Source organism: Paenibacillus sp. MAH-35, from assembly GCF_058135425.1.
The window spans coordinates 316,867-331,105 of record NZ_JBYUPU010000006.1 but is presented as its reverse complement, the minus strand read 5'-3'; the positions used below and the strand labels follow the sequence as shown (position 1 = coordinate 331,105).

The window sequence follows — 14,239 nt, the reverse complement described above, 5'->3', positions numbered from 1 at the left end:
TAAAGATAAAGACGCGGTCCCCTTTGCCGACGCCGAGCTTCCGCAGTACGTTGCCGAATTTGTTCGAATTCGCTTTCATCTGCCCGTAAGTAACCGCTTCATCGCGGGTGGCGTCACTGTAATAAAGCGCTACCTTATCCTGCAGTCCGGCTTCGACATGACGGTCGATCGCCTCGTAGGCCATATTAACTTTGCCGGTCGTATACCAGGAGAACTGCTTTTCTACGTCGGCCCAATCGAACGACACACGGGCTTCCTCGTAGTTTTTCAGATTCCCGTCGGTAGCGATAGCTTTTAAAATTTCCGTCTGCATGTTACCCATAATTCTCCTCCTATAGCGGCTGGCATTTAACCGTTTTCATTAAGTATGCGGACAAAACGTCCATATAGCCTGTCTGAGTTGTGAAGGGAGTGTGTAAGTTTTGTGACGATCTTATTATATCATAGTCGGAATTAATAGCCTATTCCTTTTCAACCGCTCTATAATCTGCTATAAGTAGCATATGGGGAACAATGTCGTGATACAACCGCAGCACGAAAGGAGTGATTCCATACGTGGAGCACCGCAAAATCTATCATTCATTCGAGGTCGACTTTCAGGGCAGAAAGCTTATTGTCGAAGGTCCCGTACCTAACGATCATTTGCGCGGCTTAACCATGCATCCGGATCTGGACGCATTCCGGCGACCTAACGAGCAGCATGAAGCGCTTGTGGAAATAACCGAGCTGCCCGAAGGCCGAATCATCCTAACCCGCGACGGACAGATGGTCGTAGGTTACGTAACCTTTCACTACCCGGATGAGATGGAGCGCTGGTCCGAAGGCAATATGATCGACCTGGTCGAGCTTGGGGCGATCGAGGTCGCGGACGACTATCGTTCGATCGGTCTCGGCAAAAAAATGATCAAACTCGCCTTTATGGAAGATCAGCTGGAGAATATGATCGTATTCACGACTGAATATTACTGGCATTGGGATTTGAAAGGCAGCTTATCGAACGTCTGGGACTACCGCAATATGATGGAAAAGCTGATGAAATCGGTGGACATGGTCTGGTTCGCGACTGACGATCCGGAAATATGCTCTCACCCGGCTAACTGCCTCATGGTGCGTATCGGCAAAGAAGTTCCGCTATCCTCAGTGGAAAAATTCGATACGATTCGGTTTCGTCAACGGTTCATGTATTGACAATCGGAGGAAAAGTATGAAAAGCTCAAACGCGGTGTACGTTTATCATCAAGACGAAACGAAGTACCGCTTTAACGATACCCATCCGTTCGATCAGGAACGTCTCCTGCTCACCCGGGATTTGCTGGACGAGCTCGGAGCCCTCGATCCTTCGGACATCGTGACGCCGCGCATCGCCGAGGAAGACGAGCTGCTGTTCACACATACGCCGGAATACATCGAAGCCGTTAAACAGTTAAGCTGTCCGCATCCGGCCGAGCAGGCGATCCAAGAAGCGGACCGTTTCGGCCTGAGTACCGAAGATACGCCCTATTTCGAAAATATGCACGACGTTACCCGGCAAATCGTCGGCGGCTCCATCGAAGCGGCCGACGCGGTCATGTCGGGACGAACGAACCACGCCCTTCATTTGGGCGGCGGGCTGCATCATGCTATGCCGAATAAAGGCGCCGGTTTTTGCGTGTATAACGACGCCTCGATCGCAATCGCTTACATCCGTCAAAAGTATAATGCCAGAGTGCTGTATGTAGATACGGACGTTCACCACGGCGACGGGGTGCAGTGGTCGTTTTACCACGACCCGAATGTGTGCACGCTTTCGTTTCACGAGACCGGCAAATATTTGTTTCCGGGCACCGGAGCGGCGAACGAGCGCGGCGAAGGCGAAGGCTACGGGATGAGCATCAATATCCCGGTGGAGCCCTATACGGAGGACGACTCCTGGCTCGAAGGATTCAACGAGGCGATGGACCGGGTCGTCCGTTCGTTCAAGCCGGATCTGATCGTCAGCCAGCACGGCTGCGACGCCCACGCCTTGGACCCTCTCGCCCACGTTCATTGCAGCATGCGCATCTTCGCCGAGATGCCGCAGACGATCCACCGGCTCTCCCATCAATACTGCGGCGGACGCTGGGTCGCCCTGGGCGGCGGCGGGTACGACATCTGGCGCATCGTACCTCGCGCATGGAGCCTTCTGTGGCTCGTCATGACCGATCATCCGCTGCTGAGCGAGCTGGCCCGTAAACCGGATACTCCGCTGCCGGAAGCATGGGTAAAGCGATGGGCGGACAAAAGTCCGCTCGAACTGCCGGATACGTGGCTCGATCCGGTCCATACGTGGACGCCGATTCCCCGCCGCAAGGAAATTACCGACAATAACCGGCGCACCCGGGAAATCGCTTTGATGTACGTGCCGGAATGAACACAAAACGCATATTGGAAACGCTGGCAGACGGACCGCAGAAAGCGCCTCATCGCGGCCGCCGCCACGCGCAAGCGTCTTCGCAAAGCCGGCAAAAAAGCTCAGTTCCGCAAAGGAACTGAGCTTTTTGGGCTGTTGCGCTTATAAAGAGCTGACCATCCGCTCTACGATCGCATAGGAACGATCGGCCGCCTTGACGGTAAACTCTGAAAAGTTGACATGAGCCGAGCCGTCGGCCTTGTCCGACATCGAACGAATGACGACGTACGGAATTCCGTTCATCGCGCATACTTGCGCAACCGCCGAACCTTCCATCTCTGTGCACGTCCCGCCTAACTGCTCGTGTAGCAGCTTGACCGTGTCCCGGTCCGCGATAAACTGGTCGCCCGACAACACGCGGCCGCAGACGATCCTGCCGCTCTCCTGCTGCTCTCCGGCTTGTACGGCCAGTTTAACAAGAGCCTGATCCGCCGGGAAAACCGATGTGTCCGCGAACGGGATCGTTCCTCTCGGGAAACCAAGCGCGGACGCGTCCATATCGTGCTGCATGCAATCGCTCGAGATGACGATATCGCCGATATCCAGCGCCGGGTCCAAAGCTCCTGCAACGCCCGTAAAAATGATCGCGTCGACGCCGAATTGGTCGATCAGCAGCTGCGTACATACGGCCGCATTCACTTTGCCTACCCCCGACCGGCAAAGCACAACGCTTTTCCCGCAAAACGTCCCTTCCATAAAGCGGATTCCCGCCTTGTCGGTCACCTTCTCGTTCGTCAGACGTTCTTCGATCCGTTCAATCTCTTCGGCCATCGCGCCGATCAATCCGATCTTATTCCATGTCACGAGCTGCCGCCCCTCCCGGTTCCTTTAGTTAAGCACAACAAAAAGAAAAGGGGCTCATTATACATGAGCCACCGATTTGCGCTGAATAATTTCGTGCGAAAGCAGCACTTTGGACATTTCTACATTTTCTTTGTTCATCAGCTTGGTCAGAAGACGCATCGATACCGCTCCGATGTCGTACATCGGTTGTGCAACGGTAGTGAGCAATGGACGCACCATCGACGCCATACGGATGTTGTCTACGCTGATAACCGATATATCTTCCGGAACGCGCAGCCCTTCGTCCTGGATCGCATGGATGGCGCCGATCGCCATCTCGTCGGTCGCTGCGAAGATGGCTGTCGGCCGGTCGGACAAGTGGAGGAAATATTTCATCACATCGTAACCCGATTCGTACCGGTAGTTGCCGATGCGGACCAGATCCTCGGATACGCTCAGACCGGCTTGCTCCAACGCTTTTTTGTACCCTTGGTACCGGGAATAGCCGTTGGCCGGGTCCTGCAGCGTTCCGCTGATCATTCCAATCTTGCTGTGTCCTTGTCCGATCAGCAGCTTGACTGCGTCAAAAGCGGCCGCCTCGTGATCGATATCGACCGAAGGGAACTGGTCCTTATCGTCTCTTGTTCCGCACAACACGATCGGAACGGTCGAAGTCCGGAATGCCTGGACATGTTCCTCGGTGACTGTACCGCCCATGAACAGAAGTCCGTCCACCTGCTTCTCCAGCAGTGTGTTAATGACCCGGATCTCCTTCTCTTTCCTCTTGTCGGCGTTACACAGAATGATATTGTAATGGTACATATTCGCAATATCTTCGATGCCGCGAGCCACTTCGGAAAAAATCGAATTCGAAATATCCGGAATGACGACGCCTACGGTCGTCGTTTTTTTGCTCGCCAGTCCTCTTGCTACCGCGTTGGGGCGATAGCCGAGTCTTTCAATCGCTTCAAATACTTTTTTACGCGTTTGCGGTTTTACGTTCGGATTGTTGTTGACGACACGCGATACGGTCGCCATCGATACGCCTGCTTCGCGGGCTACGTCATAAATCGTTACGGTCACTAGTATCTACTCCAGTTATTCAGTGTGAAAAACGAAAGGAAACGTTTTCTCGTCATTTGCATACATCATACGACAAAACGTCTGACTTCGCAATGAAAACACGGTTACATTTCAGTTACAGGCTATTATTCAGCGCTTCGCGCAGAGCCGATTCGGTAATTCTCCCATGGGACGTATGCCATACCGCCTTACGCCCTTTTACAAGCAGCACTTGCGGAGATTCGTGCTTCACGTTAATCGTCTCGGCGATCCGGTTCGATACGTCGCGCGATTCGACAACCAGCACCTGCGCATATTCGCAGTCCGGATTCGGCTCCTTGCTCAGATAAGACTGCCACTGCTCATAAGCTTCGCTGCTAATCGGACAACGCGTGCTGTGCTTGAATACGAGCACCGGAGTCTCTGAGCTGGACTCGAGCAAGCTCAGCCATTGCCTCTCCGATTCCAGTTCGATGATGTCCATCTATTCCACCCTCTCGCATCCGAATCGTGCCTACTTATTAAATACTACCAAAAACAAGGCAAAAAAGCCAACTTGCGTTGGCTCAGCGTCTATTATCGCGAGAATGATGCCGCTGACGGGCGTCCGCCCTCAATAGCGGGAGCGCGCTGCCCCTCTCATCCCCATACGTTCAGGAGAGACGATATGTAGTCGTCAAATGGCTCGTAATCTGTTTCAGCCGGTGGCGTACGTCTTCCACCCAGGCGTCGTCGCCGAGCGACTTGGCAAGCAGAAGCGTATCCAGCAGTTCGTTGACGCGTTCCTGGATAATGGATTCTACGGTATACATCTGATTGTTCTTATGAGTCACCTTGTGCATCAGGCCGGCCAGCTCAGACATCTCGTCGAATAAAACCGTCGCTGCTTCCGGCTTCGAGCCTAACGTACGGATGTAACCGGTCAGCTCCTGCTTGATCGGAGGGAACAGCTCCGATCGCTGGCAATCGTCGCACGAATAAATCGGCACGTTTTCGATTTCCACTTTGTTTTGAAATATGACGGTGCGCAAACGAATACTCATCGTCTCGCCGCAGCTGCATTGCTTTTGCACGAACAAAAGCACTCCTTCCGGTATATGCGATACAACTTTTATTCGCTTTTCCCGGCTAAACTCCTTCCCGCAGCCGTATAGTATTTTTTGCTAGCGGCGGATCAGCTTGCGCAGCAGGCGGTCTACAGGAGGCAGCGATACGACTGCCATGGCGATAGCGGCTCCGATCGTATCGTTGCGCAGATCCATCAGGTCGGGAGTCCGGTCTTCGACGAACCGCTGGTGAAATTCGTCCGTCACGCCGTACAGCAGACAGAGGACGACGACCAGAGCTTTCCCGCCCCAGCCGGCCCAGCGCGGAAACATCGCTCCGTAGTAAGTAAGCGCAAGCACGAAGTAAGCGATAAAATGTCCCCAGTCAAAGCTGGCCATCCAAGGAAACCAGTTCTGAAAAAAAGGCAGCAGCGTTCCGAGATCGTCCCCCGTCTGATGCGACATATAAAAAATGAGGGTCATCCACACCACGGCCGGGAGCCATCGGATTATCCGGTTCAAGCGCGTCTCTCCTATCTCATCAAATAACTCTACCGGCGCTGGCAAATCTCGCAGACAGAGCTTCTCTCATTATGACGGATCGTTTCAAAAATGCAATCCTTTTATGGTACAATGTCGCAAGGAGGGATGTTGAGATGAGATTAGACGGTAAGCAGGTCATCTGCTTGGTTGACGAGGAATTCGAAGATCTGGAGCTTTGGTACCCGATTTACCGGGCTCGCGAAGAGGGCGCGGTCGTCGTGCTGGCCGGTCCGGAGAAAGGGAAAACGTATTACGGCAAATACGGAGTGCCCGCGGTGAGCGACATCTCCTTCGACGAGATGGACGCATCCGCCTGCGACGGCCTGCTTGTGCCTGGCGGATGGGCTCCGGACAAGCTGCGCCGTTATCCGAAGGTGCTGCAGCTCGTCCGTCAGATGGATGAAGCCGGCAAGCCGATCGGACAAATCTGCCATGCGGGCTGGGTGCTGATCTCGGCCAAAATATTGCAAGGCCGCAAAGTGACCTCGACTCCAGGCATTCGCGACGATATGGAAAATGCGGGTGCGGAATGGATCGACGAAGCTGTCGTCGTCGACAACAACATCGTGTCCTCGCGCCGCCCGCCCGACTTGCCCCCGTATGCGAAAGCGTTCTGCGACGTATTGGCGAAAGGGTAGAGGATAAACGCTCCCCGTATACGTCAGACGACATATACCGGTACGCTCGCGTGTAGCGAAAAGGCCCCCGGACCGACAACCGGCAACCGTTGTCAGTCGGGGGCTTTATTTGCCGTCCCGATTCAGTCGCGGGCGGCCAACGCCTTGTCCAGCTTCACCAGCTGGCCGACGATAATATCTTCGATCTCCGGCACGAACGGGCCTCGCATGTCGAAGAAGAAGTTGCAATCCGATTCGTATCCGCCCTCTCCGATCATTTTCCGCGTCGGGATATAGCAGTATACCCCGTTCGTATAACCCAGCGCCAGCGTCGTATCGTCTGCGAACAGTTTCTTGATCAGCAGCGAATATTCGGTCGACACTTCGCCCTCCATCGATACGATGCGGTGACGATCGTCCAGCTTCCAGATCGAGATATAGTGCGGAATTCGGTCCTTGATCGTCCCGTCCTTAATCGCTTGTATCGTACGGATGGCCGCATTCCGGTAAAAGGAGTTGCTGTCCGGGTTGCCTGCAATCGGCTCATAAAAAGCGGCCGGGGTCTGCTCCGTATACAGCAGCGGATCGGCCAACGCCGTACGGAACGAGCATTGGACCGTCTGGAAAGGCTCCTGTTCCATAATCCGGATTACATCCTGGGCCAAGTCCGTGCCGGCCTCCTCCATTTCGGCGATCGTCAAACTTTTGAATCGGGCGCCGTCCGCACTTTTTCGCGGCTTCAGCTCACCCGCGCAGCCTTGCAGAAACAAAACGGCGGCTCCCGGATACGCTTCTTTCAGCACGCGGGACGTCCGGCCGGCGAAGTCGTTGGACAGCAGCATGTTGTCGGGGCCCATCGAGGTCGTATGACAGCCGTAATTGTACAGAATGCCCTTCACCGCCCCCGCCGCATCCGTCAGCTTCATCACCAGCAGCTCCTTGTCGATCGGCCCGTCCACATACGGGCTCCACGTGACGCCGCCCTTCCCGTCCGGCTTGCGCCGGCTGACCGCGAAATCGGACAAGCCGCGCCCGATGCTGAGCTCTCCCGGGACAAGATGGTTCCGGCAATACTCCGTCATCCGCAAGATCGTATCCCGCATAAAGCGGAACAAAGCCTCGTCCTCCGTGTAGTCAAGCTCCTCTTCGTTGTCGGTCCAGCCTTCCTGGGCAATGCTGTACGCGCCCCGGCGGTGTTCCGTATCCAGTCCGGTCAAAAAGACAGAGTGATGCGTATGCGAGAAATTGATCAGCACCTCGTCATGCTCCAGGCCGAACGTTTCCTTTAACGCCTCCTTAACGCCAAGCACAAAGCTCCGGTCTGCGCCCAAAGCGTCGATCGTCAACAGAAGCAGCGTCTTGTTCGCCTCCAGCATCGCGGCCTTCACGTAGAGCTGGTCGTGCACGCCCTCGCTTTTACTCGTTCTGGCCCCGAATCCGTGCATAAAGACCGGCCGATCCGGTGTCATAACCTCGCTAACGCAGCAAAACTTCATCGTTATCGCACTCCTCTTATACGGAATAAGTCCCCGATCGTCGGCAGTTTTCACAGGTAGGACGGCGACCTCATCTTCATACTAGCACGAATGGATAAAGAGGTAAATAACTTGTAAATAACTTGCGTCAATTTGTTTACAGAGTTCATGCCCATAAGCACAAAACACCTCCCCGGGCACCAGGGAGGTGTTCTGATTTCTGAAACGGTCTGCATCACGTTAACTGTGCCGGACTGCCGCGGACGGACTGCGGCTCTCTATAACGCAGCTGGCGGTTCGCCGTCCTCCGCCTTTGTCTCGTGAATAAGCGACTTCATCTCCGTACAGGTCCGGCAGGCGAGCAATTTGTCCAGCAGCTCCGCGCCTTCCTTCTCCGAACTGTCGATCAATCTCCGCTTCACATCCAGCACCGAGTGGGAGGACATGCTCAGATCGTGTACGCCCAGACCTAGCCACATCGGCAACGCATCGGCGTCGCCGGCCAATTCGCCGCATACGCTGACCGAGATGCCGTTGCGCCGGGCCGCTTCGACCGTCGCCCTGAGCATCCGCAGCACAGCCGGGTGGTAAGGCTCATACAAATGGGAGATTCGTTCGTTCATCCGATCGACCGCAAGGACGTATTGAACGAGATCGTTCGTGCCGATGCTGAAAAATTGAACTTCCTGCGCAAGCAAGTCGGCGATCGCGACCGCCGCGGGCACCTCGATCATAATGCCGATCTCGATGTTCGCGTTATAAGGCTGCCCGGCCCTCTGCAGCTCCTGCATGGCAAGCTCCAGCACCTCGCGCGCGCGGCGCACTTCCTCGATTGAGGAAATCATCGGGAACAATATTTTCACATTGCCGAACGAACTCGCCCGCAAAATCGCCTTCAGTTGGGTCTTGAACAAGTCCCGCCGGTCGATGGAGATGCGGATGCCCCGGTAGCCGAGCACCGGATTGTCTTCTTCCGGCAGCGATATGTAGTCCAGCAGCTTGTCGCCGCCGATATCGAGCGTCCGGATCACGAGCGGTTGGCCGTCCAGCTTCTGCGCGGCCGCCTTATACACCTCGAACTGCTCATCCTCTTTGGGCCACGTATGCCGGTCCATATACAACATCTCGGTCCGGAACAAACCTACGCCCTTCACCCCGTGCTTTAATGCCTGCTCCAGCTCGGCTAGCGACGTAATGTTCGCGTACAGGTTCACCTCTCTGCCGTCCCGCGTCTCGGAAGGGACGTTAACGACGGCACGCAGCCGTTCCCGCTCCTGATCGAGCTGGAGGCGGCGCTGCGTATACGCTTCGACTACCGACTGTTCCGGGTTGACGTGAACTTCTCCGGTCTCCCCGTCGAGAATAAGCAAGTCGCCGGTCTGGGCTCCGCCTTCGACGTTGAATATGAACGGGATGCCCATAGCGCGCGCCATAATGGCCGTATGCGACGTCTTGCCGCCCGAAGCGGTTACGATGCCGAGCAGCTGGTTCGGGTCCAGATGCGCCAGTTGGGAAGGCGTCAGCTCGCGGGCTACGATAATAAACGGCTGATCGACCGGCGGTTTCGTTTCCTCGAACGAACCGAGCAGATGCTTGAGCAGCCTCGTTCCCACATCTTTAATATCGAGCGCCCGCTCCTTCATATATTCGTCGTCGAGCAGGTCGAACATGTTGACGAACTTGTCTACGACTTCCTTTACCGCCACTTCCGCCGCCTTGTACTGACGCTGGATAATCCCCGCAACTTCATTCATGAACACCGGATCTTCCAGAATCGCCAGGTGAGCGTCAAAAATATTCGATTCCTCGACTCCAAGCACTTCTGCGATGTCGGTCTTAATCTGCTGAAGCTCCGACTTCGAAATTCGGACGCCCTCGTACAGTCTTTCGAACTCGAAAGCCATGTCGTTGACGTCGATCGGCTGCTCCGTCAGCTCCCATTCCCAATCCGGCAGGACAAACGCCTTGCCGATGGCGATGCCGACGGCCCCCCCGCTGCCTTTAACCATTCGATGCGTCACCTCCAGAAAGCTTGGCGTCTTGCGGATCGCCGGCGTCCTTCATCACGACAGACATAACCGACGCCTGACCTTTTTTGACGTGTTTGAACGGGGCGAACGCCCACGATTTTACGATGTTTGGATTCGTGATGACCATGGGCGTAGCAAGCGATTTGGCATGTTTTTTAATTTTTTGCAAATCAAACCGGATCAGCAATTGACCGACCGTCACGTCGTCCCCTTCTTTCACTACCGCCTGGAATAACTTGCCCTGCAAGTGGGACGTATCGATGCCGATATGAAGCAGCACCTCGAGCCCCTCCTCGGTCCTCAACCCGATGGCATGCATCGTCGGGTAAATGTGCACCACCTTCCCCGTAACGGGCGAAAGCAGCTCCCCACGTTCCGGGTAAAACGCCACCCCGTTGCCTACAAGCTTCTGGGCGAATATCGCGTCCGGCACTTCCTCGATCGGAATCATATTGCCCTGAACCGGCGCATGGAAATGCACTTGCCGGATCTCCTTATGCAGCACCTTCACGATCTCTTCGCGGATCAGCTCGGAGAATGTGCCGAATACGACCTGCACGTTGCCTCCCCCGAGATGGATCACTCCGGCCGCCCCCAGATGCTTCAAAGCGTTAATATCCAGCAGCTTGTCGTTGCCGAGCGTCAGACGGAGACGGGTAATGCACGCTTCGATCTCGTTGACGTTATTTTTGCCGCCGAGCGCCTGCAGGATAAGCGGCGCCCTGTAGCGCACATCCCCGGCCCATTCCTCGAGGGAGGAGCCTTCCTCCCGCCCGGGTGTAGGGAGCTGGAACTTCCGGATCGCCCAGCGGAACAGGAAGTAATAAATGCCGGCGAACAGCAGCCCGATCGGGATCAACAACAGCCCGTTCGTAGCCAGATGCTCATTGATGACGAAATCGATCGCTCCGGCGGAGAACGAGAAGCCGTGATGAATATCCAGCTCGTACGCCAGCCACATCGCCGCTCCGGACAGCAAGGCGTGCACGACGAATAAATACGGCGCCACAAATAAAAAAGCGAACTCGATCGGCTCCGTCACGCCGGTCAAAAACGAAGTGAGCGCGGCCGTCAAAAACGTCGCCTTCACTTTGGGCTTCAAGTCTTCCCGGGCTTCGTGAATGATGGCGAACGCAACCGCAGGAAGCGCGAACATCATAATCGGGTACAGCCCTGCCATAAAAATGCCCGCTTCCGGATCTCCGGCAAAAAAACGGGGCAAATCCCCGTACACGACATGACCGTCGTCCCGCATATACGGCCCGATCTGGAACCAGACGACGTTATTCAAAATATGGTGAAGCCCCGACGGAACGAGCAGCCGGTATGCGACTCCGTAGACGAACGTCCCAGCCGCCCCGTGCGTCAATATCCATTCGCCCAGGCGGTCCAGAATCAGCTTGACGGTCGGCCCCAGCTGAATGACGACAGCGGAGAATACGATCGAAGCGAAGCTCATAAACAGCGGAACAAATCTGGGACCGCCAAAAAACTGTATGTATTCGGGCAGCTTAATCGATTTGAACCGGTGATACGACAAGGCGGCTAGCAAGCCGATCATCACCCCGCCGGCAACCCCCAGCTCAAAAAACGTCCCCATGTAATATTTGGTTAACGCGAAAAAAATAAAATAGCCTAGCAATGCGGCGATTCCCGCAATACCGGCATTTTGCGTAAGCCCGAGCGCTACTCCGATGGAGAAGAGGAAAGGCAAATACGCAAAGATCGAATTTCCGGTGAAGCTGAGCAATTCTCCGAATCTTTCGATTCCGATCCATTCCCAAGGCAAATTGCCGAGGAACAGCAAAATCGCCGCCGCAGGCAGCGCTATCATCGGAATCATGAGCGAACGCCCGAATTGCTGCAAATTGCCCATCCAGTTCAAGCCCTGTCCCCCCTTCTGTACCATCGTAAAGCTTCGACCCCGTTTTGTCAAAAGCAATCGACCGCCGTATTTCCATTGGACAACAAAGAAGCGGACCTTGCGGTCCGCCTGGCTTCATCTCGAATTAGAAACGGAAAGAGCTCGTGCCGCCGATGCTCGAATACGAAGAGGCCGGCTGATTCGAGTCCGAACGCAGGTAGGCGTCATGTCCCGGCTGATTGCCCCGGTAACCGGCCGTATGGAACGACTGCGTGGAAGCGAACGATTGATTCTGGTTCTGAATTTGGTTTAGCCGCTGGTTCTGCATTTGATTTTGGAAATGGAATTGATTTTGCGGCTGATACGTGTTTTGTTGCTGCTGGTAGCTGCTTTGCTGCGGCTGGAATTGGCTTTGAGCCATTCCGAAGGATGCATAGCCGGTCTGTGCCTGACTCGGATGCTGCGAATCCGAACGCAGGTAGCTGTCATGCCCCGGCTGGTTGCCGCGATAGCCGGCCGTGTGGAACGAGCTCGTACTTTGGAAAGCTGCACCTGCAGCTTGTCCCGAGCCGCTTTGTCCCATCCCGAACGCCTGGTTCGATTGGCTCATCGTTCCGCTGCCATAACCGGACCCGATCCCGGTCGCTCCGCTCTGCGACGGGGTGCGGGAATCCGAGCGCAAATAGCTGTCGTGGCCCGGCTGGTTGCCGCGGTAGTTCGCCGTATGGAACGAGCTCGTACTCTGGAAGCCACCTGCGGAAGATTGCGTGCCTCCGGCTGCCGCCGATTGAGTCTGGCCGCTCCCGTACTGGGATGCACGCTGCCCATACTGTGATTGAACCATTCCGATCGGCTGGAACGGCTTCTGGTTCTGGCTTCCGCGGTACTGGGACATAGACGACTGGTTACCCATGCTGCCTGCGGACGAACCATACAACGAGCTCGATTGTTGTTTATACACGGACGGGAATCCTCCTCGGAAAATAGAAAGTCTTCAATAAACGAATGTCGCGTATGGAACTGGGCGGCATCCTTTCGCTGAAGCCTTTACTAGTTTCTTCGGTTTGCGTTTTTTTATAGATGGAAGTCGTTTACTTCTTAGGAAGCAGTATCGAATCCTCGACTTTGATGCAGCGGTCCATAATCACTTCGATGCCCGCTCCGGCGGCAAGAGCCGCAGCCTCGTCGTTCGCGATGCCGAGCTGAAGCCAGAATACCGCAGGCTTATGCTTCATCGCAAGCGCATCCTTCGCTACGGAAACCGTATCTTCGCTGCGGCGGAACACATTCACGATATCGACCGGTTCCTCAATATCGGTCAGCGAAGCATAACTTTTCTCGCCAAGCACAGTATCGGCGTTCGGATTAACCGGAATGATCCGGTAGCCTTTCGCCTGCATCGCCTGAGACACCATATATGAAGTACGGTCCGGCTTGTCCGACAAGCCGACGACGGCGATCGTTTTCGTCTGCTGCAGCAATTCCTTGATCCGGTCGCGCGAAGGATTTTCAAATGCCATCTCTAATTCCCTCCAATTCAGCTTGAGACTATTCGTTCGTATAAGACAAAGCTTGCTTGCCTAATGCATTCCATGTTCCCAAAAACTGCTCTTTGTTCAGCTTCAACGACTTTTTGCCACTGTACGGATCGTTGACGTATACGTTCTCTTCGTCATAACCGACGAGCAGGACGGCATGCTCCATAAACGTCGTCTTGATCGGTCCGATCGGCGTATCCCATTCCACCCATTTCTGGGTTTCTTGAAAATTGATCGTCGTCCATATGACGACCGGCAGCCCTTCCGCGATCTGACGCTCGATGGCATCGAACTCCATTCCGGTCATATCGATCGCTGTCGGCACGTACTCCTTCAAGGTGGGAAGCAGCGCTCCGTGATAAATCCCGAACCCGCGCGATTTGCCGGTAGCATCGCCGACATACCCGGTGTTCGGGTTGCCCCAATAAGCGATAGCTCCTTTCTCCCAGCGAATCGGAGTCGGATCTTTAATCATCTCGCGGTACAGCTCCATCTTATCTTTGTCGACGCCATAGTAGTTGAGCAGCATCGTGAGGCTGACGATCTCGCAGCCGGCGGGCAGCTCGGGGAGCTGCCTGACTAGCGGAGCGTCCAGCATGGCGGAAGCGGGCTTCGGCTTTACCGGCTCGGGCTTCGCTTCGCTGACAGGAGGGGCCGGGGCGGCGCCCTCCGCCAATACCGCCGCGATCGGCTGCGCTTCCGTGAAAAAATCTTTTCCGGTCATTTTCGCATAAAGCAGCACGCTGAAAACACCGCTTGAAAACAGCAGCCCCACGATGAGAAATGTCGTGAACAAAACTTTGACCATATTCATGATGATCATCATTCGCTACCATCTCATTCGCTTCGTTGT

15 protein-coding genes are annotated in these 14,239 nt (G+C 55.1%); 3 read left to right on the top strand and 12 right to left on the bottom strand.

Annotated features, from left to right (window positions below; translation table 11 throughout):
• Positions 1 to 322, bottom strand: a 322-nt coding sequence (locus AC3Y2E_RS09455; protein WP_379209442.1) for an AMP-binding protein, incomplete at its 3' end; no start/stop codon positions are given.
• 233 nt (positions 323 to 555) lie between these two features.
• Here AC3Y2E_RS09455 and AC3Y2E_RS09450 point away from each other — a divergent pair.
• On the top strand, positions 556 to 1,188 hold the full coding sequence (locus AC3Y2E_RS09450; protein WP_379209440.1) for a GNAT family N-acetyltransferase: 633 nt from the start codon (positions 556 to 558) through the stop codon (positions 1,186 to 1,188).
• A gap of 16 nt (positions 1,189 to 1,204) precedes the next feature.
• A complete protein-coding gene (locus AC3Y2E_RS09445) occupies positions 1,205 to 2,389 on the top strand; it encodes an acetoin utilization protein AcuC (protein WP_379209438.1) in 1,185 nt (394 codons plus the stop codon).
• Positions 2,390 to 2,530: 141 nt separating this feature from the next.
• On the opposite strand, the gene AC3Y2E_RS09440 is transcribed toward AC3Y2E_RS09445, so the two are convergent.
• From AC3Y2E_RS09440 to AC3Y2E_RS09420, 5 genes are all read right to left on the bottom strand, one after another.
• A complete protein-coding gene (locus AC3Y2E_RS09440) occupies positions 2,531 to 3,232 on the bottom strand; it encodes a 5'-methylthioadenosine/adenosylhomocysteine nucleosidase (protein ID WP_379209436.1) in 702 nt (233 codons plus the stop codon).
• 57 nt (positions 3,233 to 3,289) lie between these two features.
• Positions 3,290 to 4,294 (bottom strand): catabolite control protein A, encoded by a 1,005-nt coding sequence (gene ccpA / locus AC3Y2E_RS09435; RefSeq protein WP_332072862.1) that lies wholly within the window; start codon positions 4,292 to 4,294, stop codon positions 3,290 to 3,292.
• A gap of 115 nt (positions 4,295 to 4,409) precedes the next feature.
• On the bottom strand, positions 4,410 to 4,757 hold the full coding sequence (gene ytxJ, locus AC3Y2E_RS09430) for a bacillithiol system redox-active protein YtxJ (RefSeq protein WP_379209434.1): 348 nt from the start codon (positions 4,755 to 4,757) through the stop codon (positions 4,410 to 4,412).
• 169 nt (positions 4,758 to 4,926) lie between these two features.
• Entirely contained in the window at positions 4,927 to 5,346 is a 420-nt protein-coding gene (locus AC3Y2E_RS09425; protein WP_190926469.1) for a hypothetical protein, read from the bottom strand.
• Positions 5,347 to 5,436: 90 nt separating this feature from the next.
• The gene (locus AC3Y2E_RS09420) at positions 5,437 to 5,841 is read right to left on the bottom strand and encodes a VanZ family protein (protein ID WP_379209431.1); all 405 of its coding nucleotides are present in this window, start codon (positions 5,839 to 5,841) and stop codon (positions 5,437 to 5,439) included.
• A gap of 134 nt (positions 5,842 to 5,975) precedes the next feature.
• Here AC3Y2E_RS09420 and AC3Y2E_RS09415 point away from each other — a divergent pair, with 134 nt between their 5' ends.
• A complete protein-coding gene (locus tag AC3Y2E_RS09415; protein WP_379209429.1) occupies positions 5,976 to 6,500 on the top strand; it encodes a type 1 glutamine amidotransferase domain-containing protein in 525 nt (174 codons plus the stop codon).
• 122 nt (positions 6,501 to 6,622) lie between these two features.
• Here the strand turns inward: AC3Y2E_RS09415 and AC3Y2E_RS09410 are convergent, their stop codons facing one another.
• From AC3Y2E_RS09410 to AC3Y2E_RS09385, 6 genes are all read right to left on the bottom strand, one after another.
• Entirely contained in the window at positions 6,623 to 7,975 is a 1,353-nt protein-coding gene (locus tag AC3Y2E_RS09410; protein ID WP_379209427.1) for a neutral/alkaline non-lysosomal ceramidase N-terminal domain-containing protein, read from the bottom strand.
• A gap of 257 nt (positions 7,976 to 8,232) precedes the next feature.
• Entirely contained in the window at positions 8,233 to 9,963 is a 1,731-nt protein-coding gene (ptsP, locus tag AC3Y2E_RS09405; RefSeq protein WP_379209425.1) for a phosphoenolpyruvate--protein phosphotransferase, read from the bottom strand.
• Positions 9,956 to 11,869 carry a glucose PTS transporter subunit IIA gene (locus AC3Y2E_RS09400; RefSeq protein ID WP_190926460.1) on the bottom strand — a complete coding sequence of 638 codons (1,914 nt, stop codon included), beginning with the start codon at positions 11,867 to 11,869 and terminating at the stop codon, positions 9,956 to 9,958. Before AC3Y2E_RS09400 ends, ptsP begins: the two co-directional genes overlap by 8 nt.
• Positions 11,870 to 11,993: 124 nt before the next feature.
• Positions 11,994 to 12,809 (bottom strand): hypothetical protein, encoded by an 816-nt coding sequence (locus AC3Y2E_RS09395; RefSeq protein ID WP_379209422.1) that lies wholly within the window; start codon positions 12,807 to 12,809, stop codon positions 11,994 to 11,996.
• A 130-nt stretch (positions 12,810 to 12,939) separates the two neighbouring features.
• Complete coding sequence (locus AC3Y2E_RS09390) at positions 12,940 to 13,368, bottom strand: CoA-binding protein (protein ID WP_379209420.1); 429 nt, start codon at positions 13,366 to 13,368, stop codon at positions 12,940 to 12,942.
• A gap of 28 nt (positions 13,369 to 13,396) precedes the next feature.
• The gene (locus AC3Y2E_RS09385) at positions 13,397 to 14,212 is read right to left on the bottom strand and encodes a C39 family peptidase (RefSeq protein WP_379209418.1); all 816 of its coding nucleotides are present in this window, start codon (positions 14,210 to 14,212) and stop codon (positions 13,397 to 13,399) included.
• Positions 14,213 to 14,239: the final 27 nt, after the last annotated feature.